General features: G+C 63.9%; 21 protein-coding genes and 1 pseudogene. 8 read left to right on the top strand and 14 right to left on the bottom strand.

What is annotated here, in order from left to right:
- Positions 1-6 precede the first annotated feature (6 nt).
- Positions 7-87: pseudogene (locus KXD98_RS28515) on the bottom strand (hypothetical protein); the annotation flags it as partial.
- A 128-nt stretch (positions 88-215) separates the two neighbouring features.
- Here KXD98_RS28515 and KXD98_RS28510 point away from each other — a divergent pair.
- Entirely contained in the window at positions 216-482 is a 267-nt protein-coding gene (locus tag KXD98_RS28510) for an AMP-binding enzyme (protein WP_396883148.1), read from the top strand.
- Between the two features lie 3 nt (positions 483-485).
- On the opposite strand, the gene KXD98_RS09480 is transcribed toward KXD98_RS28510, so the two are convergent.
- A complete protein-coding gene (locus KXD98_RS09480) occupies positions 486-1,190 on the bottom strand; it encodes a TetR/AcrR family transcriptional regulator (RefSeq protein WP_260763603.1) in 705 nt (234 codons plus the stop codon).
- 416 nt (positions 1,191-1,606) lie between these two features.
- Between KXD98_RS09480 and KXD98_RS09475 the strand changes: the two genes are divergently transcribed.
- From KXD98_RS09475 to KXD98_RS09465, 3 genes are read left to right on the top strand one after another with little or no spacing between them, the layout of a single operon-like run.
- Positions 1,607-2,896 carry a cytochrome P450 gene (locus KXD98_RS09475; protein WP_260763601.1) on the top strand — a complete coding sequence of 430 codons (1,290 nt, stop codon included), beginning with the start codon at positions 1,607-1,609 and terminating at the stop codon, positions 2,894-2,896.
- On the top strand, positions 2,893-3,087 hold the full coding sequence (locus KXD98_RS09470; protein ID WP_260763599.1) for a ferredoxin: 195 nt from the start codon (positions 2,893-2,895) through the stop codon (positions 3,085-3,087). Before KXD98_RS09475 ends, KXD98_RS09470 begins: the two co-directional genes overlap by 4 nt.
- A 16-nt stretch (positions 3,088-3,103) precedes the next feature.
- Entirely contained in the window at positions 3,104-4,111 is a 1,008-nt protein-coding gene (locus KXD98_RS09465; protein ID WP_260763597.1) for an oxidoreductase, read from the top strand.
- A 33-nt stretch (positions 4,112-4,144) separates the two neighbouring features.
- Here KXD98_RS09465 and KXD98_RS09460 read toward each other — a convergent pair whose 3' ends face one another.
- The 12 genes from KXD98_RS09460 to KXD98_RS09405 form a co-directional block, all read right to left on the bottom strand.
- Positions 4,145-4,531, bottom strand: coding sequence for a nitroreductase family deazaflavin-dependent oxidoreductase (locus tag KXD98_RS09460; RefSeq protein WP_260763595.1), 387 nt, complete (start codon positions 4,529-4,531; stop codon positions 4,145-4,147).
- Positions 4,532-4,566: 35 nt separating this feature from the next.
- A complete protein-coding gene (locus KXD98_RS09455) occupies positions 4,567-5,649 on the bottom strand; it encodes an NAD(P)-dependent oxidoreductase (protein ID WP_260763593.1) in 1,083 nt (360 codons plus the stop codon).
- A 14-nt stretch (positions 5,650-5,663) separates the two neighbouring features.
- Complete coding sequence (locus KXD98_RS09450; RefSeq protein WP_260763587.1) at positions 5,664-7,301, bottom strand: MFS transporter; 1,638 nt, start codon at positions 7,299-7,301, stop codon at positions 5,664-5,666.
- Between the two features lie 24 nt (positions 7,302-7,325).
- Positions 7,326-7,763, bottom strand: a complete 438-nt coding sequence (locus tag KXD98_RS09445; protein WP_260763586.1) for a limonene-1,2-epoxide hydrolase family protein — start codon at positions 7,761-7,763, stop codon at positions 7,326-7,328.
- Between the two features lie 49 nt (positions 7,764-7,812).
- Positions 7,813-9,084, bottom strand: a complete 1,272-nt coding sequence (locus KXD98_RS09440) for a cytochrome P450 (RefSeq protein WP_260763584.1) — start codon at positions 9,082-9,084, stop codon at positions 7,813-7,815.
- 49 nt (positions 9,085-9,133) lie between these two features.
- Positions 9,134-10,348 (bottom strand): cytochrome P450, encoded by a 1,215-nt coding sequence (locus tag KXD98_RS09435; protein ID WP_260765098.1) that lies wholly within the window; start codon positions 10,346-10,348, stop codon positions 9,134-9,136.
- Between the two features lie 10 nt (positions 10,349-10,358).
- A complete protein-coding gene (locus tag KXD98_RS09430) occupies positions 10,359-11,843 on the bottom strand; it encodes an aldehyde dehydrogenase family protein (protein ID WP_260763582.1) in 1,485 nt (494 codons plus the stop codon).
- Positions 11,840-12,874, bottom strand: coding sequence for an SDR family oxidoreductase (locus KXD98_RS09425; protein WP_260763580.1), 1,035 nt, complete (start codon positions 12,872-12,874; stop codon positions 11,840-11,842). Before KXD98_RS09425 ends, KXD98_RS09430 begins: the two co-directional genes overlap by 4 nt.
- On the bottom strand, positions 12,867-14,009 hold the full coding sequence (locus KXD98_RS09420; RefSeq protein WP_260763578.1) for a spirocyclase AveC family protein: 1,143 nt from the start codon (positions 14,007-14,009) through the stop codon (positions 12,867-12,869). The genes KXD98_RS09425 and KXD98_RS09420 overlap by 8 nt, the downstream gene beginning before the upstream one ends.
- 4 nt (positions 14,010-14,013) lie before the next feature.
- Positions 14,014-15,126, bottom strand: coding sequence for an ABC transporter substrate-binding protein (locus tag KXD98_RS09415; protein WP_260763576.1), 1,113 nt, complete (start codon positions 15,124-15,126; stop codon positions 14,014-14,016).
- A gap of 70 nt (positions 15,127-15,196) precedes the next feature.
- Positions 15,197-16,048 carry a CbbQ/NirQ/NorQ/GpvN family protein gene (locus tag KXD98_RS09410; protein ID WP_260763574.1) on the bottom strand — a complete coding sequence of 284 codons (852 nt, stop codon included), beginning with the start codon at positions 16,046-16,048 and terminating at the stop codon, positions 15,197-15,199.
- A gap of 147 nt (positions 16,049-16,195) precedes the next feature.
- Positions 16,196-17,836, bottom strand: a complete 1,641-nt coding sequence (locus tag KXD98_RS09405; RefSeq protein WP_260765097.1) for a nitric oxide reductase activation protein NorD — start codon at positions 17,834-17,836, stop codon at positions 16,196-16,198.
- Between the two features lie 136 nt (positions 17,837-17,972).
- Between KXD98_RS09405 and KXD98_RS09400 the strand changes: the two genes are divergently transcribed.
- From KXD98_RS09400 to KXD98_RS09385, 4 genes are all read left to right on the top strand, one after another.
- Complete coding sequence (locus KXD98_RS09400) at positions 17,973-19,139, top strand: acyl-CoA dehydrogenase family protein (RefSeq protein WP_260763571.1); 1,167 nt, start codon at positions 17,973-17,975, stop codon at positions 19,137-19,139.
- Positions 19,136-20,209 (top strand): acyl-CoA dehydrogenase family protein, encoded by a 1,074-nt coding sequence (locus KXD98_RS09395; protein ID WP_260763570.1) that lies wholly within the window; start codon positions 19,136-19,138, stop codon positions 20,207-20,209. Before KXD98_RS09400 ends, KXD98_RS09395 begins: the two co-directional genes overlap by 4 nt.
- Before the next feature lie 109 nt (positions 20,210-20,318).
- Positions 20,319-20,897: a nuclear transport factor 2 family protein gene (locus KXD98_RS09390; protein WP_260763568.1), complete on the top strand. Its 579-nt coding sequence runs from the start codon at positions 20,319-20,321 to the stop codon at positions 20,895-20,897.
- A gap of 51 nt (positions 20,898-20,948) precedes the next feature.
- Entirely contained in the window at positions 20,949-22,289 is a 1,341-nt protein-coding gene (locus KXD98_RS09385; RefSeq protein WP_260763565.1) for a TetR/AcrR family transcriptional regulator, read from the top strand.
- Positions 22,290-22,434 lie beyond the last annotated feature (145 nt).

The raw sequence follows: 22,434 nt of genomic DNA, 5'->3' as shown, positions 1-22,434 counted from the left end.
TCTGCGTCAAGGGGCCGACTTTGATGCTGGGATACGTGGGGGTCCCACTGGACGAGACGCTGGATTCCGAAGGGTTCTTCCACACCGGCGACAACGGTTATCTGGACGAAGAGGGGCGGCTCTACTGGGACGGCAGGCTGTCCGACGTCATCAAGACCGGCGGAGCCAATGTTTCACCACTCGAAGTCGACGATGCCCTGAGGACACATCCCGACGTGAAGGTGGGCAAAACGGTAGGCCTACCCCATCCCTCGCTCGGCGAGGTCGTCGTCGCCTGTGTCGTGCCCCGCGAGAACGCGAGCATGGATCCGGAGGAGATACGGCGCTACCTGCGGGGTCGGCTGGCGAGCTACAAGGTGCCGCGTCATGTGCTGTTCTTCGAGGACGCCGACATCACCCTCACCGGGAGCGACAAGATCAAGTCGAGTGATCTGCGCGATCTCGCGATGGTGCGAATGTCCAAAACGGTTGCCGGACAGTGACATCTATGACGTGCCGGTCGACCCGTCGGGGCGGGGCATGATTGCCTGACGGCACCAGGACCAGACGACCTCCTCGGTGAGGCTGGCGCCGTCCAATCCCTCGTGAACCGCGTTGAACTGACCGAACGAGGTCAGCGTGTAACCCAGGAGCGACGTCAATTGCGGCAGGGTCAGATCGTCACGGATGAGACCTGCTTCGGCGCAGGCCGTGAGGATCTCCGTCAGCAGCTTCCGGTGCGGCTCCCACACCTTGGCGAAAGCCTCTGGATTGTTCAACTCGAGGCTGAGGTTGTAGAGCAAGACCAGACGACCGCCCACCGCTTCCGACGCGCCCGGACGGGAAAGGACGCCCCGACACCAGGCTTCGAGCTGTGCCATCGGGCCGTCAGCGGCCTCGACCATCTCTCTGATTGCTTCGGTGTACTTCGAGGTGACGTCTTCGTACAACGCCAACAGCAGTTCTTCCTTACCGGCGAAGTGCTGGTAGAAGGTACGAAGACTCAGGTTCGCGCGATCAGCGAGGGTTTGCAGGGTGAGGCTCGCCGGGCCGGACTCCTCGACGAGTTCGAGGGCTGTCGCCAGGAACTGCGTACTCCGCTCCACCGCCCGGGCGCGCGCCTCGCCGAGGCGGCGCTCGATAGCGCGTTCCTGCCATGACGTGGCCGCTTCGCCTGTTCGCCCCGACTGGGGTCTGCCCGGCGTGGTCATCGGACGTCGTCGCGACGACGTGCGCGGTCACGGGTGGTCTCCGACGGCGGCATAACGGTCACCATATCGGCATCACACGGAAGGCCCGAAGTGCTGATCGCCGACACGCCACCCTCCCGAGAACTATGAGAACGTTGCTCTCTAAAAAGGCAAGTTTTCTTCTGACAAAGTGAGAATACACGAATGCGTTCAACGCCTATGGTGATGCGCAGAATCTGCTACTCTGAGGTGGCGCGAACCCGTCGAGCCCACGTGTCCGCAGCTCTGCAGCAGGCCTGCCCGCTAGTACGGAACATTCTTCGGCGTGCGGACTTTTCGCGGAGCAGCCCATCGGCGGCGGCCGCGGAGTCGACGTTCATCTCGCGCAGGGACCCGATCACCCGGGCCCGAGACGATTGATGAGAAGCGAGGAGCGCATGACGACGGAGGATGTGAGTTCCGTAGATTTCTTCCGTGATCCGCGGCTGACCGACGACCCATTCCCGTTGTACGAGGCCCTTCGCTCGAAGTGTCCCGTCAGTCGTGAGAACCACTACGGGGTGACGATGGTGACCGGCTGGCAGGAAGCGGTCGACGTCTACAACGACGCCACCACCTTCTCCTCATGCATCTCGGTGTCGGGCCCCTTCCCGGGCTTCCCGGTTCCCCTCGAAGGTGACGATGTCACCGATGTGATCGCGCAGCACCGCGACGAATTGCCCTTCAGTGATCAGCTCCCGACATTGGATCCACCGGTGCACACCAATCACCGGGGCCTGCTGATGCGCCTGATCACTCCCAAGCGCCTCAAGGAGAATGAGGACGCCATGTGGCAGCTGGCCGATGACATTCTCGACGAATTCCTGGCCGATGGCGAGGGTGAGTTCATCGCCGGGTTCGCCGGACCCTTCACGCTGCGGGTGATCGCCGATCTGTTGGGCGTGCCGGAACAGGATCGCCCGGAATTGCTCGAGCGGCTCGCGCGTGGCACCCACGGTGGCGGTCTGGGAAACGCGGACAAGACGTTGAGCAAGACACCGCTCGAGTACCTGTACGACGTTTTCGCGACGTACATCGAGGACAGGCGTGCCGAGCCCCGCGACGACGTGCTGACCGGCCTGGCGACCGCGACCTTCCCTGACGGAACCGTGCCCGACGTCGGCGACGTCGTTCGGGTGGCGACAAATGTGTTCTCGGCCGGGCAGGAGACCACGGTGCGATTGCTGTCCACGGCCTTGAAGGTGATCGGTGACCGGCCGGACATCCAGGCCAGGTTGCGGGCCGATCGCAGCCTGCTGCCGAACTTCATCGAGGAATGTCTGAGGATCGAGAGCCCGGTCAAGGGTGACTTCCGCTTGTCGCGCGTGCCGACGGTCGTCGGTGACCAGCCCATCAGCGCAGGCAGCACTCTGATGGTGCTCAACGCGGCCGCCAACCGTGACCCCAGGCGGTTCGTCGATCCCGACACGTTCGACCCGGAACGCAAGAACGCGCGCCAGCATCTGGCTTTCGGTCGCGGCATCCACAGCTGCCCCGGCGCGCCGCTGGCCCGTGCCGAAACCCGCGTGGGGATCGAGCGGCTTCTCGATCGCACCACCGACATCCGCATCAGTGAGAAACACCATGGTCCGCCGGGTGACCGCAGGTATCGCTACATCCCCACGTACATCCTGCGCGGCCTGACGCAGCTGCACCTGGAGTTCGACCTGGTCGGGAACCAACGATGAGGATCACCGTCGACGAGGACCGCTGCGCCGGCCATGGAATGTGCCTGACCTTGTGCCCCGAGGTATTCGAACTCAATGACGACGGCTGGGCCGTTGCGCAACCCTCAGAGATACCCGAACACCTCGAGGGGGCGGTGAAGGACGCGATCGCGAACTGCCCCGAACGAGCCATCGCCGAAATCACCAGCTAGAAAGGCATCGCTTCCCATGACTCACGCCACCTCTTTCCAGGCACTCGTCGCCCGTCAAGACGACGACGGCATCACGCTGGCAGTCGAGACTCTGCACGACACCGATCTCCCTCCCGGAGAGGTCACCATCCGAGTGCACTACTCCGGCGTCAACTACAAGGACGCTTTGGCCGTCACCCCCAAAGGCGGCGTGGTCCGCACGTATCCGATCGTTCCCGGCATCGACCTCGCCGGTGAGGTCGTCTCGTCGGAATCCGATGAGTTCGCCGTCGGAGAGGCCGTCCTCGCCCACGGCTACGACATCGGTACGGGCAGACACGGCGGCTACGCCGAATTCGCGCGCGTTCCCGCCGATCAGGTCGTCAAGCTGGGTGCGCTGAGCCCGCGCGAAGGTGCTGCGATAGGTACCGCCGGATTCACCGCAGCGATGAGTGTGCAGGCGCTGCAAAGACACGGCATCGTGCCGCAGGACGGTCCGATCCTGGTGACGGGCGCGACGGGCGGCGTCGGCTCGGTCAGCGTCGATCTGTTGTCTGCTGCGGGCTACGAGGTGGTGGCGTCGACCGGCAAACCCGAGGCGGCTGCGCATTTGAAAGCGCTGGGCGCGACCGACGTCATCGGTCGGCTGCCCGAAGACCCGGACGCCAAGCCCCGCCCGCTGGGCAAGACCCGTTGGGCGGGCGCGGTCGACTGCGTGGGCGGGGCCACGTTGGCGGACGTGCTCAGTAGCACACAGTACGGAGGTGCCGTGGCGGCCAGTGGCCTCACCGGAGGCGCCGGCCTGAACACCACCGTGATGCCGTTCATCCTGCGCGGCGTCTCGTTGCTGGGCATCGACTCGGTACAGATGTCGATCACACCGCGGCGCGCACTCTGGGATCAACTGGGCGATTCACTGCGGCCACAACATCTTTCCGACGTACTGCACGACGTGGACGTCAAAGACGTGCAGAGCGTGCTCGACGAGGTCCGCGCTGGGCGATACTCGGGGCGCGCGGTCGTTCGCGTCGCCGGTGGGTTCTGACCTCCGGGGTCTCGAGCGCCCGAATCGACATGCTCAGGTGCTTCTCGTCAGAAGCAGAGTTGCTTCGTTGTAAGGGAACAGGCGATAGAACATCCGGGGCCCCGGCGCGATGAGGCGCGCGGCCTCGACCTTGCTCACGATCTGGGGGTTGGCCAACTCGATGATCCTGCCCCGCTTGTGCATGGTCGCGGCCCCGCCGGCGAGGACGTTCTTCAGCCAGTCCGTGCCCATCCCGTAGCCGATCAGGATGGCATAGCCGGTGCGGGTGGTGAACACCAACAGGGGGGTGCGATACCGCCGTCCCGACTTACGACCTGTGTGCTCGAGGGTCCCCAGCAACGGAAGCCACGGCGTCAGCGACCGGGCGATCGGGTTGGTGACACGGCGATTGAAGTGCGCGACAGCACGGGGTACCCGCATGAATGTCCTTTCCTAGCCGGGGCTTTTCTGCACGACTACAGGGTCGGCGACTTCTTGGGCCGGTCCCACAGTGGCTCCCCCAGCTTGGCGCGGATCATCCCCCACGGGTCAGCGTACCCACCGGGCGCATTTCGGTACGGCGAGCGTCGTGCCATGACCTGTCGTACGACGGGGGCGAGCAGCCGGCCCGGGTAGTGCAGCAGCCGAAACTTCTCCGCCAACTCCGCGGTGAGGTCAGGGAACGAATGATTCTGGAACTTCAGAGCCTCCTGGGCCCGAGTCGTATCCATCCAGTCGGTGACGAACCAGTCGTCGTCGCTCTGTGGATCGCCGGGGCGCCCCGGCGGCATCGCACCCGGTAGCCCCAGGGCTGCAACGAGTTCCGAGGTTACCTCGGCATACGTCAGCCGGTGGGAGTCATCACCGCCGATCAACAGGATCTCGTGGGCGACATCGGCGGTGGTCGCCGCGGCGAAGGCCCAGGCGACATCTCGGACATCGACGGTCTGCACCCGGCCGTCGCTGGGCAGCGCCGCCTGGAAGTACATGGCGTCCGACGTGACGGGCAATGCACCCAGGTCCGGGCTGAGCACCGCCCCGAGTCGCAGAACCACCCATTCCAGCGCTGATCCCCGCACGATGTCTTCGGCCTCCGACTTCTGGCCGCTATACACGTCGTAGGGCCGCATCGGCTCCTCGGCTGTGAGCGGAGGAGTCGTACGATGCGGATTGCGGGGACCCATCACCGTGATGCTCGACGCATGAACGAAACGCGGAGACTTCTGCTGCTCCTCGACAACCCGAACCAAATTCGCCGTCGCGTCGACGTTGACCCGTCGTCCGACGTGAGGAATCGGATAGATGGCCGGAGCGATGACGGCCGCGAGATGAACGACGACGTCCGGCGAGACACCGGAAACAAGACGACGCACCTGTTCTTGGTCAGTCAGATCTGCCAACCGGACATCGACACCACCCGGCAGATTCTTCACGGCCTTTCGGTTGGCTGGGGTGTCAAGGTCGGTTGCTATGACCCGACAACCGAGTTCAGCCAATCGCTTAACAGTGGCGGAGCCCACCAGGCCGAAACCACCGGTGACAAGGACGGTGTTGGACATTTTTCTCCCGATATCTAGTGACTGATTCGAAGTTCTAGCGCCTCATCGCCTCGTTTCACCGAACGATCATGGGTCGTGGACCCGTTCGCCGTGAACCGACGCAGGATTCGCCACTGGCCGCCATCGCGCCCGGGTCCCCAGACCGCAACGACGGCTGCGGAACTGAACACCACTACCGCCAAGAACAGCAGAGATGACTGCATACCGGCCAGGAACGCGTCGTTGGCTTGTCGCGCAAGATCGCCTCCCTGCGGGCCCAGGCCGCCGGCAATATGAAGAGCTTGCGCAAGCGAACCGAGCGCAGGTTCGCGCAGCGTCGACGGCAGTGTCTCAACGCTGGACGCAAATGCACTGCTGTATCCGGCAGCAAGTAGAGAACCGGCGAGTGCGATGCCCAGAGCACCACCCAACTCGCGAGTCGTGTCGTTGATTGCCGACGCCACTCCCTGCTTGCTCAGGGGGACTGCACCCGTGATCGCAGTGGTAGCCGGCGCGTTGCAGATTCCCATACCGGCGCTGAGGATCAACATCGGCCAAGCCAGATCGAAGTATGTCGAGTCGACGCCCAGCGGGCGCATACACAGCAGTCCCGCGGCCAAGATTGCCAGGCCCCCAGCTACCGAGAGTCGCAGCCCGAGACGAGGAAGGAACCACTGCGTGAGCCCGGCGAGGACCATCATCGGGATGGCCAGAGGGGTGAGCGCGACAGCGGTTTGCAACGGGGTGTAGCCCATCACCAGTGCCATGTACTGCATGATCAGGAAGAAGAACCCGAAGATGGCGAAGAAAAGGGTTGTCATGCCGACTGAGCCCGTCAGCATGTCAGGCTTCTTGAAGACGCGGATGTCGAGTAGTGGATTCGGCCGCCGAAGTTCGACGAAGCCGAATACGATCGCGAGCACGACTCCACCGGCCAGGCATCCGTACACCAGCGGATCACCCCAACCGTGCAGCGGAGCTTCGATGACACCATAGACGAACGCAGCTATTGCTGAACCGATGAGCAGAGCACCCCACCAGTCGATGGGGGTGGGATTGGGGTCCTTCGACGACGTGATGGTCAGGGCGAGCGCGAAGAGGAGAACCGCAGCCCCGGCGAAGGCCCAGAATATGGTCCGCCACGACCCGAACTGCGTGATGATGGCGGTCCCCATGAATCCGACAATGGCGCTGGATGCACAGACACCCGCCCAGATGCCAATTGCCTTGGTGCGCTCCTCGTCTGGATACGCCGCTGTCAACAATGACAAGGTAGCCGGCAATACCGCCGCCGCACCGACTCCGGTGATGCTCCGCGCGATGATCAACGCCAACGGACTGTCGAAGAAGATCGGCGCCAGCGACGCTGCGGCGAAGATGAGCAGTCCGACGAGCATGACTCCGCGCCTGCCGTACCGATCCCCCAATGCGCCGGCCGGTAGTAAAAGGCACGCCATCACCAACGTGTAGCCGTCGACAATCCACGTCAGCTGAGCCTGGGTTGCGAGGGTATCGGTCGCAATCGCACCCAACGCGGCATTCAAGGCCACCATCGAAGAGATGACCAGCAGTACGCCCAGCGAGCAGACGACAAGGAGCCAGGTTCTCGAACGCCCGGTCAGAAAACCTGACTCGACGGCCCCGACCTTGTCGTTCAGCCTGTGCGCATTCACCGCCCGATGCCTGTCACTGGCCGATCAACTGGGCGGCGGGGCGGGAACTAGGGTGCTGATGTCCTCTCCTTGAAGAACTTTGATCGTCAGCGTGACATCGAAGTAATCAGTCCAACGGGTGATCCTGCCGTCAGCTCCAACGACGAAGGTCCCCATCACTGGAATTGCAGGCTTGGATCCGTCGGAGGCCTGGATGTAGTCGAGGCGTTCGGTCAGGACAACTGGACCGTCGTTGGCGATGTTGACGATCTCGAATGCATAGGCGTCTGGGAACATCGAGAACTGCGCACCCATGTTCTCCACGATCGCGTCGATGCCCGTGAACGCCGGCATGCCGACATTCTGGTACACGGCGTTCTCGGCGAGAAGTGGACGCAGCGCTTCAGGATCGCGACGCTCCATCAGCGCGCAGAATTCGCGGACCACCGCCACCGGATCGGACGTCGCTTTCTGATCAGACACGGAACCTCCAGTTTGAAGACGCATTCGGAGTTGTTTGTGGCGACGAGCGTCAACCGACAGGTGTGAACGTCACATGAAGTTCGCGTAGACCTCGCAGGATGAACGTCGGGTCGTAGTCGTAGCGGCGTTGGCCGGCCGGCCCGTGATGCTCCTCGGAGATTGCGATATCCGCCATGCGGTCGAGCACTCGCATCATCGTGATCCGGCCTTCGGCTCTTGCGAGCGGAGCACCGGGGCACGAGTGGGGGCCGCGGACGAAGGCGATCTGCTCGCGAACGTTGGGCCGTCCGGGATTGAAGGTGTCCGGCGACTCGAACTTCCTCGCGTCGCGATTGCAGGCGCCGGGGAGCAACATCACCGTGGTTCCCGCAGGCACTTCCACGTCGCCGATCTTCGTGGTCGTGCGTGCCATTCGGAAGTGGGCTTTCACAGGGCTTTCCATGCGTAAGGTCTCTTCTAGGAACGCGGGTATTCTGCTGCGGTCCGCGCGTATCGTCGCCTGCAGTTGCGGATCCTCACCCAGCACACGAACCGCCGCGCTGGTGAGCTTGGTCGTGGTCTCGGTGCCTGCGGCGAAAAGGAACGTCGACAGGTTCATGACGTCCTCGATCTCGGGCGTCGACCCGTCGTCGTACTTGGCTTCGGCCAGTTCGGTCAGCACATCCTGGCGCGGCGAGCGTCTGCGATCTTCGATGTAGGCGTAGAACTTCTCGTTCAGCCACTCCAGAGGGTTGAGCTCGGTGGTCCCCTCACCGAGCTCACCGGCGATCTGGGTCCCGAAATGCACCTGGAACTCCTGGTGATCCTCCTGCGGGACCCCGAGCAGGTCGGCGATGACCAGCAGCGAGAAAGGCTTCGCGTAGTCGGCGAGGAACTCGCAGCTGCCTCGTTCGATGAACGTGTCGAGCTGTTCGTCGGCCAGTCGCCACATGAACTCTTCGTTCTCTTTGAGGCGCTTCGGGGTGATCAGCTTGTTCATCAGGCTTCTCGTCCGAGCGTGCAATGGCGGGTCCTGGTTCGAGATGTGCTCGGCCATCGGGGCGATGTGGCGATGCTCCTCGATGAGATCCGTGACGTCGTCGGCATCGCCCGGTCCGAAAGGCAGGCCCGAGAACGGACCCGCCAGTGAGTTGCAGGACGAGAACGCCGGGTTCTTGTAGACCGAGACAGCCTCTTCGTAGCCGGTGACTGCCATCACCTTGAACGGGGTCGCCTCGGTCACCGGGCACTTCGAGCGGAGGTGATCGAAGTACGGGTACGGATTCGGGACCAGCGATTCATCAGTGAAGAAATCAGCCGTGTCGAAGTCGGTGTCTGTCATGTGCTTCTCGTCATTCCTCTCAATGAACACGGGTGGTGGTCGGCGGCGCTCAGGCCGGATCAAACAGGACCGGCAGTGACGTCGGTGAGCGGAAGACCATGCCACGGATGTGCGGATCGTCGGCATCGGGGTCGAGGCGCAGATCGGGCAGCCGGTCGACCAGCAAGTTGAAGGCGGTTCGCATCTCGAGGCGCGCGAGGTGCATGCCCAGACACACGTGCACGCCGTGCCCCCAGCTGATCGGCACCTTCGCCTGCCGGAAGATATCGAAGTTGTCGGGGTTGGCGTACCGGTCTTCCTGCCGGTTGGCCGCACCGAGCATCGGCATGACCGACGACCCCTGGGGAATGGGCACCCCGGCCAGTTCAGTGTCACGGGTGGCGACACGGGTGATGTTGAGCAGCGGCGCATCCCAGCGCACAGCTTCCTCGATGGCCTGCGGGAGCAACGAGCGGTCGGCGCGAACGGCCTCGAACTGGTCGCGATGGGTGAGCAACGCGAACAGCAGGTTGCCGAGGGAGCGGTACGTGGTTTCGACGCCGGCCGGGAGGAGAAGCCGGATAAAGGAGTAGATGTCCTCGTCGGCGAGCTTCTGGCCGTCGATCTCGGCGGCGGCGAGACTGCTGATCAGGTCCTCGCGGGGCTCAACACGGCGCGCTTCGAGGATGGGGGTGAAGTAGTCGACGAGCGCTTTCGACGCCGCCAAACCGCGCTCGGGATTGATCGTGTAGCTCAGCATCGAGACCGACCAGCGCTGGAATTGCGGGAAATCCTCCTCTGGAAGTCCGAGCAGCGCGGCAATGATGCGACTGGGATACGGGAAGGTGAACGTCTTGACCAGATCCGTTGAACCATCGGCGGCGAACCCGTCGATCAACTCGTTCCCGATTCGGCCGACGATCTCGTCTTCCCAACGGACGAGGGCCTTCTGGGTAAACGCCTTGGTCACCAGGGAGCGCAGGCGGCCGTGGACAGGCTCGTCCATGCCCAGCATGACGCCGTGGCCCAGCACGTCACCGAAGATCTGGGTGACGGCCTGAGATGAGAAGGTCTCGTGGTCCTTCAGCATCGTCTGAATGTCTTCGTGACGGTAGACGATGAAGACAGGCTTGCCCTCCTCGCCGGGCATGGTCGACATGTCGATCCGCTGGATCGGTGTGTCGTGACGCTGCCTGGCCAGCTCGGGGTAGGGATCGCGGACATCTCCCGAGACGACATCGTCGAACGACGCGAAATCCTCGAGTTCCTCGAAAAGCTCCGACATGGTGCTCCTATCAGATGGCCGGGTAGGCCACGGATTTGATCTCGGTGTACTGGTGGAAACCGGCCAGTCCGTTCTGGCGTCCGACACCGCTGTTCTTGTAGCCGCCGAAAGGCACATCCGCGCTGTAACCCGCAGTGCCGTTCAACCCGATGAATCCGGCGCGCAGGCGGCGCGCCACGGCCAGTGCCCGTTCGTTCGAGCCCGACATCACCATTCCGGCGAGTCCATAGACACTGTCGTTGGCGATGCGCACTGCGTCGTCCTCGTCGTCATAAGGGATGACGGCCAGCACCGGACCGAAGATCTCCTCCTGCGCGATGGTCATCGAGTTGTCCACATCAGTGAACAGCGTGGGACCGACCCAGAATCCACGGTCGAACTCCGGAGGCGGTTCGGTGCTGCCGACGAGCAGGGTCGCGCCTTCGTCGACGCCCTTGCGGATGTACCCGAGGATGCGCTGCTGCTGCTTGCCCGACACGATCGGTCCGCAGATGGTGGCCGGGTCTTGGGGATCGGCCGCCTTGATGTTCTCGTACAGCACCTTCAGGACTGCGACACCCTCGTCATAACGGCTGCGCGGAAGCAGCATTCGAGTCGGCGTGGCGCAGCCCTGACCTGCGTGCATCAGCGGGCCGATACCGATGAGACATGCCGTGGAGAAGTCGGCGTCGTCGAGAACGATCGTCGCGGACTTCCCCCCGAGTTCCAGGAACAACCGCTTCATGGTGGCCGCACCCTTCTCCATGATGCGCTTACCTACTGCGGTCGAGCCGGTGAACGAGATCATGTCGACCTTGGGCGACAGCGTGAGCTCCTCGCCGACGAGGTGGTCCGACGCCGTCACCACATTGACGACACCGGCAGGGATGTCGGTCTTCTCGGCGATCAGCCGGCCCAACCGGGTGGCGTTGAAGGGCGTGTCCGGTGCGGGCTTGAGGACCACGGTGTTACCGGTGGCGAGCGCCTGTCCGAGCTTGTTGATCGTCACCTCGAACGGAAAGTTCCACGGCACGATCGCCCCGACCACTCCTACCGGCTCGCGCCACACCTTCCGGGTGGAATTGACCCCGGTCACCGTGACCACGGCATCGCCGAGATCGGTTTCCCATTCGAACGAATCGATCAGCCGGGCTGGGTACTTGAGCCCGTCCTCGAACGGCGCGTCCAGCTGAGGCCCGTGCGTGACCGCCCGCGGTGCGCCGACCTCGAGGATCAGTTCTTCACGCAGTTCTTCGAGCTCATTTTCGATGGCCTCATGCAATTGCAGCAGGCAGCGCTTGCGCAGCTCGCGGTTCGTCGACCAGTCGGTCTCGTCGAACGATCGGCGGGCTGCGTCGATCGCACGGTTCATGTCGGCTGGCGACGCATCGGCGACCTCGCCGATCACCTCTTCGGTGGCGGGATTGATGTTGGTGAACGTTCCCGACTGACCGTCGACGAGCTCGCCGTCGATCATCATCTTCGACTCGAACCGCACCGTGGTGGCCTCGGTCATCGGTTCTCACTCTCGTCGGCCGCGGATCGTGCCGGCGAGAGCCGTGACGCCAGCGACACCAGCTTCGTCAGGACCGGCTGCGGGATCACCTTGGCTGCCGACACCATCGCGCGCTGCGCCGTCGTCAGTGGCCATGCGCCGTCGCGCATCGAGCCGAAGCGGGGAATACCCAACACGATGCGCGACATGTGATGCATGCCCGAGGCGGGCAGAACCCTGTTGGATACGAGCAGCATCGACGCGTCCGGACCGAGTCCGTGCCGCCGGAAGGCACCTTGGTCATCGAGGGCCTTCACGAGCCCATCGGTGAAGAGCTGGGGGGACCGGGCGAACTTGATCGCGTACCGGCCACGGCTGTCCATGGTCTGGTGCAGCCGGGCGTACGGGCCCGAGAAGTCCCGTACGTCGGTGGAGCCCGCGTCGGTGATGATCTCGGTGTCGTAGGTGCCGGTGACCAGCACCGTCACCCCGATACCGAACGGAGCCAACTCGAACGCCAGCGACTCACCCCACCGCTCCATCGCACCCTTACTCGCCGAGTACGGTCCGGTCGCAGGCTGACCACGGACTCCGGCCGCGCTGCTGACGAGCACGATGCGTCCCTGCCCGGCTGCTCGCATTGACGGCAGCAGAGCTTTCGTCAAGGCCACCGGTGCGACCACATGGGTGGTGAACATGTTCTGCCACAGCGTCGTATCGGTTTCTTCAACCATGCCCGCCGCCGAGATCCCGGCGTTGTGCACGATGGCGTATGGCGCGCCGGCACGCTCCTCGATCTCCTTGGCCGCCGCCGAGATCGACTCGGCGTCCATCAGATCGAGCTGAATTCCGATGAGGCGCTCGTCGTCGTCTGCGGCTCCGGTGGCCTCGCGTAGAAGCGGCATACCGCGTTCGGGTGTGCGCATGGTGGCAAACACCTGCCAGCCCTCACGGTAGAGTCGCACCGCCGAGGCGAATCCAAGCCCACGCGAGGCGCCGGTGATAACCACGCTGCGCGGCCCGACCGTCGAAACACTCTGTGGCTCAGTCATTGGACCCCTCTGTGGCGCAACGGTTGCTCTTCGAACCCAGTTCGACATCGGTATCGGCGAACGGGCCCTGTTGCCAGGTGGCCCATTTGCCCACCGAGTACGGCCCCTCGGCGCCGTTGGCCCGGTAGAAGCCCTGGGGGTCGTAGACCTTCGCCTCCGGATACGGCCACGGGCACGCCACCGACGTCGCCAGACCGCTTGCCTTGATCCCCCAGAACCACGCCCCGTAGGCAAAATAGGACGCGTTGATGATGGCGAACATCACCAGGAAGGTGCCCAGTACGGGTTTGGTCGGAAACAGCTTCGCCTTTGCGGCCAGCTTCTCAGCCACTGACTTCCCGGTGTCATCGCGGTAGACCAGAATCGCAGCCGGGATCATCACGAACGTCACCGCGAAGGACTCCCATATCAACGGGAACTGGAAGGGGGTCCCGACAAAGATCGAGCCGAACGGGATGACCTGAGAGTAAATGTAAAGGCCCGTGCGTATGGATCCGACCTCGAGCGCCGCGTCGAACCAGAACCCGATGACGAGCACGAGCAGACCAAGGGTGATCAGCGGATGTCTGCTGACGAACGCCTCTGGGCCTTTCTTGGCCTGCCACCTACGCATGATCCACACCGCGGGGAAATACGGGCCGAAATAGAAGATCACGTAGCCGAACACGATGAACGGCTCCACAGTCGGCGACATCATGATCAGGTACCAGGATTCCGGCCAGTGCAGGAGATCCGGGTTATACACCGCGTAGGGCGCCCAGTTCATGATGGGGTCCTGCCACACGATCAGCGTCGTGCACAGGAACATCAGCATCAACGGACTGCCTGGATTGCGCCTCCAGCCAACGATGAAAACGACGACGAGAGCCACGAGCATGAGCGCCGTGCCGATCTGGATGAACCACATCCAGCCGTCGAAGTCGAAGAGGTAATTGACCGGACGCGGCCTGCCGACCGTTTCCGGATTGGCCACGCGCGGATCGAGTTCGGTGCGCGACACCGCGAGGAACAACCCGATGAACGCAAGCAGGCCGATGCCGGCCAACCACGAGCCCAACGATCCGCCGCGTTTGCGTCGAGTGGGCGGTCGCTTCTCGGGGTCGACGAGCAGGGGGCTGGATTCTTCGGTACTCATGGGTTCACTCCTGACCGAATCGGTCGACTAGATGTGAATTGACACCGTCAGCATCCAAGGTCCGGGCGACGAGGTATCCCGCACCCATCCACGCCCGGCGGGTCCACTTGCCGAAGGACACTCGTGTCCCCGGAGCTCCGGCTGCCGCGGGCATCATCTTGACCCGCTCGATCGCCTCTTTGACCCCGCGGGGGCTCAGCGGGTGCGCATCGGCGAAGGCTCGTACCAGCGTCCACGCGATGTCATGGTTGACCACCGAAACGCAGTACTCGGGACGGTTCCCGTACTTGGCCTCGTAGCGGTCCAGGAATTCCTGACCCAGCTTGTTCTCCTCGTCGTACTGGTCCACGCCGATCCACCCCATGAACGCCTTCCACATCACGGGGTTGATCCACGCGTTCTGGAACGCGGTGGTGGTGAAGCGCGGCGGATCCCAGTCGAGAGCTTCGAGAGCCGGGTTGATGAAGACGACGCCGAAGCCGAAGCCGAAGTGGACGATCGCTTCCGCGCCGGCGGCGTGCAGCGTGGACACGGCGGAACTGATGTCCTGCGCTGTCTGGGCGATCGGCGCCTCCGCCACGATCCGAATTCCCTTGCGCAAACATGCCTTCCGCATGTTGCCGAGGTAGCTCTCACCGATCAGATTCTGCTCGACCAAGACGCCGACAGTGGTCAATCCCCGCTTGGCGATGAGGTCGGCGATGAAGATGGGCTCATCGGTCATCGACCCCTGTGGGAACGAGAACGTCCACTCCCCCAGCCAGTCGTCGGTGCCGGTCACACTGAGCGCCGGCACTTTGAAGCGCTCCTCGATCGCCTCGCGCGTCGGGACGACGTTGTCGGTGATGTTGGGGCCGAAAACAACCAGGCACCCTTCGTCGACCAGTTCGGCGTACGCGTCGATCACCGCCTTGACCGTCCCCTTAGGGAGACCTTCGACCTCCTTGTAGATCACCTCTACGGGGCGGTCAAGAATGCCCTTCTCCAAAGCATCTTCGAACACAAGGTCCAACGATTGCACGAACGAGTCCAACAGCTCCTTCGGGAAATCCGCAGCCAGCGTGAAGTCCATCAGGTAACCGACTTTGATCGGGTCGGTTTTGCTCTCGTACGACACCGCCACCTCCATTGTGAAGCTTGACCTAATATTTGTTCAGACACTAACGTCCGCTGAGGCGCAACGTCAATCACCGGAGATCGCGTGCACCCGCACCCAGGTACACGTCGATCATTTCGTTGAGGCCGCGACCCACGGTGGGGTCGTCGGTCAGCGGTCCCGCGATCGCCGCTCTGGCCGCATCACTGATCGGCAGCCCCTCGGAGATCAATTGTCCGGCCGCGATCAGCACACGGGTGGACGCCACCTCCCGCAATCCTCCGGTCTCCAGGCGACGTATGGCCTGGCCGAACTTCACCAGCGCAGCAGCGACCGTCGCGTCCACTCCCGATTCGTGGATGACGATGCCCTCTTCTACCTCGGGAGCGGGGTAGCCGAATTCGATCGCCACCATGCGCTGCCGGGTCGAGTCCTTCAGATCCTTGAGGACACTCTGATACCCCGGGTTGTAGGACACGACCAGACCAAACCCCGGGGCTGCGTCCAGGGTGACACCGAGTCGCTCGATCGGCAGCTGCCGTCGATGATCGCCCAACGGGTGCAATACGACAGTGGTGTCCTGCCGAGCCTCCACCACCTCATCGAGATAGCAGATTGCACCCTCGCGAACCGCGCGAGTCAGAGGCCCGTCGACCCAGACAGTTTCGTCGCCCCGCAGCAGATACCGGCCCACCAGGTCCGCCGTGGTCAGATCGTCGTGGCAGGACACGGTGATCAGCTGTCGGCCCAGGTCATAGGCCATCGCCTCGACGAAGCGGGTCTTGCCGCAGCCCGTCGGGCCCTTCAACACCAGCGAGAGGCCCTGGCGATACGCTGCCTTGAACACCGCCTGCTCATTGCCCACCGGCTGGTAGTAGGGGCGCTGGGCCTCCACGTGCGGTGCGGTGCCGTTCTGGTGCGCGAGTCGAGTGTCGTTTGCCATAGCGCCCTTCCATGCCGGCCGCACCGTTGCGACCTCTAGAGCCTAGCGGGAACAGATATTTGGTTCAAGCTTTTGCGGGCACTGGTGTCGGGACTCCTGAACTGGCCGATACTCGCTGCTGCACAATTCTTTTCATGCTGTGCCGATTCAGGCGATCCGCCTGCGAACCTCAGCCGAGCGAACGGCTGATCGGAACAACGGGGCGATGATGCCGACGAGTCGCTCAGGCTGGCCGACTGTGGCGTGTGCGGCGCTGCCGAAGACCTTCTTCAGCGATCGCGCGTCGGTGCCCGCACCCACCGTCAGGCAGACGCACCCGATTCCCCGGCGCCGCGCCTCGTTGATTGCTCGACGCGAATCTGCGGCGCCGTAGTCACGCTCATAACCGTGGTCGTAGGCCAGTCCGTCCGTCAATACGACCAGTAGTCGACGAGCGGTCCCGCCTCGGCGCTCCAACACCGACGACCCATGCCGGATTGCCGCCCCCAGTCGCGAATATGCCCCTGGCTCAAGGCTGTTGAGTCGCCGGAGGATACTGGCTTCGAGGTGCTCATCGAAGCGTTTCACCGGTACCATACTCACCGCCGCACGGCCCTGCGAGTAGTACCCGTAAATCGACACCCGATCACCCAGATCGTGCAGGGCAACAGCGAGGTTGGCGATTGCAGTCCGCTGTTGCTGGTGCACGGTGCGTCCTAGCGTGCCCGGCTCGGACACCGAACCTGAGATATCCAACAGGAGCAGGACGGACAGATCGCGCCGCTTACGCAGGCTGTCGATATAGACCGCCTCGTCGGGTACCGAGCCCGCCATCACCTCGACACGCGCCTCCACCGCCGCATCGATGTCGATGTCGTCTCCCTGCGGCTGCCTATGCCGGCGATGCAAGCCCATACCGAGGCGCGCAAGCGGCCGGCGCACGCCGATCGCATTGTCGATGGCCTGGGTGGCGAAGGGCTTGATCTTCGGCTCCACTTCACGCACCGTGCACCAGTCTGGTCGGTAGGCACCACGGGACGCATCCCACTCCGGATATCTCACGCCGTCCACCGCGACGTCGGCAGGATCCTCGGCTGGAGTCGACGCGGTCGAGGACACCGCGTACGCCCCACGCCTGGTCGAGTTCGTACGATGGGTCGGGGTGTCCGCTCCCGGCGGACCGGCACCATCGCCTCCGCTCTTGCGGGCCGCCGACAGCAGCTTCTTGAACACTTTGCCGAGGAAACTGGCCCCGCCGACGGGGCTGGTGAACACGTCCTGATCGTCGGTGTCGTCGACTGCGTCCTCGGCGAGCTCCTCCAATTCACCCTTGGCCTCTTTGCGGGCAACGTGACCGCCCTTCGGCTCGTCGACGCCGGTCCTCTTCAACGCCGACGCCAACTTCTTGGCACGAATGACACCGAAACCCGGAGGCGGGTCGGCAAGAGCCACCTTGGCGGTCGCTATGGCCAGAGACGACTCGGCGGAATCGCTGAGTGCCGCCACCTCTCGATCGGCCAGCGACGTCAACACCCCCGGCAGCAGGAGCTCGTTGGCGACCAGAGCGCGGTGCCCTTCGACGGCGAGATACCGGCGGGCGATTCTGGGGTGTCGTACAAGCCGATCGACGACATCGGTCGGCAGGCTGTCAGCCGCGATGAGGGACGCATGCACGGCAACGGACTCGCGATGGGCCTGGCTGTGCGCCAAAGGATCGAGGAACACCGTTTGTCCGTCGGTCCACGATGGTTCGCCGGCGACACCGGCGGCCACGGCCATGGGTCGACCCGCTAGTGCGGACGCCAGCATACCGAGGCTCTGCAGCGGGTCGCCTTCAACCTCAACCGTCACAGGTCACCTACCTTGCCCACCTTCGACATATTGACCTAATAATTGTTCCACCGTAGAGTCCGCGTGAAGTTGAGTCAATCAATCGTCGATTCAGATGAGGTCGATCGGGCACGTGGATTTTTCCTACCCTCAATCCGCTGAGCAGTTCCGTAAAGAGCTGCGGGAGTGGTTGTCGGCGAATCTCACCGACACCGTCGTCGAAGCCAGCGCACACCGCGGCAACGATGAAGAGGCCTTCGAGTTGCTGCGCGAATGGAATGCAAAGATCGCCGACGCCGGGTGGGCGGCGGTGTCGTGGCCCCAGGCGTACGGCGGACGCGGCGCCGGCGCTATTGAACAGCTCGTCTACGCCGAAGAGGCGACGCGAGCCAGGGTCCCCCATCCGCTCAACACCATCGGCATCAACAACATCGCACCGGCGGTCATGCAGTACGGAACGGAAGCGCAGAAGTCCACCCTCCTACCGCGAATGCTGCGCGCCGACGACATCTGGTGCCAGGGCATGTCGGAACCCGACGCCGGATCCGACCTGGCCTCGCTGCGTACCAGGGCCGTCCAGGACGGCGACGACTTCGTGGTATCCGGTCAGAAGATCTGGACGTCGCTGGGCCACCGGGCGGACTGGTGTCAGTTGTACGTGCGTACCGACCCCGAAGCGCCCAAGCACAAGGGCATTTCCTGCCTGATCGTCGACATGTCGCTGCCCGGGATCGAGGCGCGTCCCCTGATGACGCTGTCGGGCGATACCGACTTCGCTGAAGTGTTCTTCAACGACGTACGGGTTCCAGGCGATGCCCTGCTCGGACCGCTGAACAAGGGCTGGCAGGTCGCGACCACCACATTGAGCTATGAGCGCGCCGGAGCGGCACGCCTGTACGCCGAGATGCAGGTGCGCCTTCGGGATCTGGTCGCCGATCTGCGTGCCACGACCACGTCCACCTTCGATGACGCTTCTACGCTTCGACGCCTCGGCGAACTCGACACCCGCATCAAGAACCTGGAAGTCCTCTGCCAGCGCTCGATATCAGCGGGCATGCACGGTGGTGACGCATTCGCGACTGCCGGCCTCGCCAAGTCGGTGTGGGGTCAGATCGGCAAGGACCTGGCCGCTCTGGCCTTCGACACGCTCGGCCCAGGCGTGGCCGAGGGCCGGTGGGATGCGTACCGGTTGACCTCGCATGCGCTGACGATCGCCGGCGGAACCACCCAGATCAGCAAGAACATCACCGCACAGCGAGTGCTGGGACTGCCCCGAGCATGAACCTGGAATTGACCCCCGAGCAGCTCGCGCTGCGCGACTCCGTCCGCGAGTTCCTCTCTGCGAAGGCGAGCGTCACCAGTCACGTGCGACCGATGCTCGACGATGCGGTCGGCACGACGGACGACGTGTGGCGCGGTCTGGCCGATTTGGGGACGACCGGCCTGTTGGTCCCCGTCGAACACGGCGGTGAGGGCATGTCGATGGTGGAGGCCGCGATCGTGGGTGAGGAACTGGGTGCGGCCCTGCACCCGGGACCGTGGCTGTCGAGTGCCGTCGCCGCGCCACGGGCGCTCATGCGGTTCGGCGCCGAAGCGAAGTGGTTCACCGGACTTGCCGACGGCACGACACGGGCGGCGGTCTCGTTACCCGGGCCCAGCGAGGTCGCCCTCGACGGGGCCGGGTTGCTGCATGGTGAATTGGACGAGGTTCCCGATGCCGCAGCGGCAGACACGCTGTTCGTCCCCATAGGTGATGTGCGACCGGTGCTGGTTGCCGTGCAGACGTCCGCGTCCGGCGTACGGATCACGCAGACTCAGGGAATCGACAGGTCGCGCAAGGTTTTTCGCGTCGCATTCGACGGTGCTGCAGGTATCGTGGCCGCCTCCGCCTCCAGCGCGGCACTCACATCTCTACGTGACGACATGATTGTCGCGTGGGCCGTCGACGCCGTCGGGGCCGCGCGTCAGATCTTGCACACAACGGTCGAATACGCGAAGGTTCGCCGCCAGTTCGGGGCGCCGATCGGCAGCTTCCAGGCTGTCGCTCATCTGTGCGCCGACATGTACGAGACGGTGGAACTGGCCCGCAGTGGCGTCCAGTACGCGGTGTGGGCCGCAGACTGCGCCGATCCGGCGGAGCGCCACCTCGCTGCGTTACGCGTCAAGGCGTATTCCGGCGCACTGGTCGGTGTCGGCGACACGGCCATCCAGGTCTTCGGCGGAATCGGCTTCACGTGGGAGCACGATGCGCAGCTCTACCTGAAGCGGCTGCTGAGCTTCAGCCGGTTTCTCGGCAGCCCGGATGACTATCTCAAGCGGGTGGGTGCTGAACTGGTCGGGAGCGCCGGGTGATCGACTTCGATGTCTGCGACCGCCTCGGCGTCAGCGCGATGCCCGCCAATGCCGATGTCTCGTTTCCGGAACCGCCGACCACAGAGCACTGACCACGGATGGAGAGTCGATGACCATAGGCGCCGAATTGCTGGACCGCATTGCCCGACTCGAGGCACACGCGGAGATCCGGGAATGCATCGAGCGGTACGCGCGGGGTATGGACCGCAGAGATCGTGAAGTACTGCGGTCGGCCTACCACGACGGCGCAGTTGACGACCATGTCGGCTTCGTCGGTGGCGTCGAGGACTTCATCGACTGGGCCTTCGCTTACCACTCGACACAGACCCGCTACCAGCACTACCTGCTGAACCACACCGCCGATATCGACGGAGACGACGCGCATGCCGAGACGTACTACCTGTTCGTGGGCACCGACAGGGAGCCCGAGAATCATCTGACCCTGTCAGGCGGTCGCTACGTGGATCGCCTGCAACGGCGGGATGGCCGCTGGGCGATCACAGACCGGGTGTGCGTCGTCGAATGGAACGCCGAGTCGACATCGTTGGTGACCGACGAGGTGATCGCGATGATGGCCGCAACGATGAGGGTCGCCGCTCATGACACGTCGGATCCTTCCTACGACCGTCCACTGGCGGCGACACGGCCGCATGACCGAGGTGAACGCCGATCGCACCGCACTCGGTAGGATCGATTTCGTGGGTTCACACCCGCCGAAACGTTCGGTGAAGGAGGAGCGATGGCCGACGCCGACGCCAGGCGGAGTCGCGCCCGCAGCCGGCCCGCGAACAAGAAGAGCCCCCGCTCGGCCAAACTCACGGCGGTCGCCGACGAGCCCACAGCCGACGCCACCCGACGCACCGAGATCCTCAAGACTGCCGATACCGTCATCGCGACGACGGGCCTGCGCAGCTCGCTCCAACAGATTGCCGACGCCGCGGGCATTCTCGCCGGCAGTCTGTACCATCATTTCGAATCCAAGGAAGCCATCCTCGTCGAGTTGATCCGGCGCTACCACGTTGATCTGGACCTCGTCGGCGATACCGCTCTCGAACGCATCGACCGCCCTGACCCCCGCCCGGCTGCGGAGCAGATCACCGAACTCGGGTGCGATATCGCGCGTTGCGCAGTGGAGCATCGCGCAGCGCTGCAGATGTCGTTCTACGAGGGCCCCGGCACCGACCCTGAGCTTCTGGAGTTGGCGAAGCGCCCGCCCACCAAGATCCAGGCCGCCATGTTGCAGGCGTTACGCGCCGGCCGCTGGAGCGGATACATCCGGTCCGATATCGACCTTCCGACGCTGGCCGACCGCCTGTGCCAGAGCATGTTGCACGCCGGCCTCGACGTCGTTCGCCACAAAGCCTCGACCACCGAGGTGGCCAAGCTCAAGAGCCGGATCGCCCTGGAAGGGCTCGCGGTCGATCCGCCGTCGGATGCCGACCTCGACAAGTCGAACGCGTTCGCGGCAGCGCAGCAGGTCATCGACAGCTGGGACCACACCGAGGCAGAGACCGATCTCAAGGCCGCTCATGTGCGCGCCGTCGCACGCGCCGAATTCGGCCGACGCGGCTACGAGATGACGACCATTCGTGACATCGCGGCGGCTGCAGGTCTGGGTACCGGCACGGTGTATCGGGTGATCGGCTCGAAGGACGAGCTTTTGATGTCGATCATGCTCGAGTTCGGGCACAAGGTCGGTGGCGCGTGGGCAGACATCGTCCGTTCGGACTCGACGACCGTCGAGAAGTTGGACGCGCTGAGCTGGCTGAACGTCAATGCCCTCGACCAGTTCCCCGACGAGTTCAGAATCCAACTCGCGTGGCTGCGCCAGACACCCCCCGACACGTCGACCCCGGCGTGGTCCTTCACGACCCGGATCCGTCAGATGAAAGCTCTTCTCTCCGAGGGCATACGTGCCGGTGAGATTCAGGTCGAGAGTCCCACGGCAGATCTGTTGGCCCGATGCATCATCGGCGAGCAGTGGATTCCCGAGAACATCCTCCAGGAGATCGGCACGCGTAACGCGCTGGTATTGGCTCGCGATACGACCTTGCGGGGCATCGCAGTCCGGCATCAGTAGGACAGCGCCGGCCACTCCGGGCGCAGTGACGGCCACCGCTCCGGCTCACGCGTCGCCAACGTGTTACTCAGGGCCTCAACCTGGATTCCATCTTTTTGGGCCCGTCATCGCAATAGGGAAATTATTGACGGAGATGCTAATTCAG

The organism is Mycobacterium sp. SMC-4 (genome assembly GCF_025263265.1).
GTDB lineage: Bacteria > Actinomycetota > Actinomycetes > Mycobacteriales > Mycobacteriaceae > Mycobacterium.
The sequence above is the reverse complement of the archived record's forward strand: the minus strand, read 5'-3'. Positions and strand labels throughout refer to the sequence as shown.

Excerpts from the sequence above, each read along its gene's own strand:
- KXD98_RS09480 (WP_260763603.1), bottom strand. The coding sequence starts at position 1,190 with ATGACCACGCCGGGCAGACCCCAGTCGGGGCGAACAGGCGAAGCGGCC.
- KXD98_RS09475 (WP_260763601.1), top strand. The coding sequence starts at position 1,607 with ATGACGACGGAGGATGTGAGTTCCGTAGATTTCTTCCGTGATCCGCGG.
- KXD98_RS09470 (WP_260763599.1), top strand. The coding sequence starts at position 2,893 with ATGAGGATCACCGTCGACGAGGACCGCTGCGCCGGCCATGGAATGTGC.
- KXD98_RS09465 (WP_260763597.1), top strand. The coding sequence starts at position 3,104 with ATGACTCACGCCACCTCTTTCCAGGCACTCGTCGCCCGTCAAGACGAC.
- KXD98_RS09460 (WP_260763595.1), bottom strand. The coding sequence starts at position 4,531 with ATGCGGGTACCCCGTGCTGTCGCGCACTTCAATCGCCGTGTCACCAAC.
- KXD98_RS09455 (WP_260763593.1), bottom strand. The coding sequence starts at position 5,649 with ATGTCCAACACCGTCCTTGTCACCGGTGGTTTCGGCCTGGTGGGCTCC.
- KXD98_RS09440 (WP_260763584.1), bottom strand. The coding sequence starts at position 9,084 with ATGACAGACACCGACTTCGACACGGCTGATTTCTTCACTGATGAATCG.
- KXD98_RS09435 (WP_260765098.1), bottom strand. The coding sequence starts at position 10,348 with ATGTCGGAGCTTTTCGAGGAACTCGAGGATTTCGCGTCGTTCGACGAT.
- KXD98_RS09430 (WP_260763582.1), bottom strand. The coding sequence starts at position 11,843 with ATGACCGAGGCCACCACGGTGCGGTTCGAGTCGAAGATGATGATCGAC.
- KXD98_RS09425 (WP_260763580.1), bottom strand. The coding sequence starts at position 12,874 with ATGACTGAGCCACAGAGTGTTTCGACGGTCGGGCCGCGCAGCGTGGTT.
- KXD98_RS09420 (WP_260763578.1), bottom strand. The coding sequence starts at position 14,009 with ATGAGTACCGAAGAATCCAGCCCCCTGCTCGTCGACCCCGAGAAGCGA.
- KXD98_RS09410 (WP_260763574.1), bottom strand. The coding sequence starts at position 16,048 with ATGGCAAACGACACTCGACTCGCGCACCAGAACGGCACCGCACCGCAC.
- KXD98_RS09405 (WP_260765097.1), bottom strand. The coding sequence starts at position 17,836 with ATGCTGGCGTCCGCACTAGCGGGTCGACCCATGGCCGTGGCCGCCGGT.
- KXD98_RS09400 (WP_260763571.1), top strand. The coding sequence starts at position 17,973 with ATGAGGTCGATCGGGCACGTGGATTTTTCCTACCCTCAATCCGCTGAG.
- KXD98_RS09395 (WP_260763570.1), top strand. The coding sequence starts at position 19,136 with ATGAACCTGGAATTGACCCCCGAGCAGCTCGCGCTGCGCGACTCCGTC.
- KXD98_RS09390 (WP_260763568.1), top strand. The coding sequence starts at position 20,319 with ATGACCATAGGCGCCGAATTGCTGGACCGCATTGCCCGACTCGAGGCA.
- KXD98_RS09385 (WP_260763565.1), top strand. The coding sequence starts at position 20,949 with ATGGCCGACGCCGACGCCAGGCGGAGTCGCGCCCGCAGCCGGCCCGCG.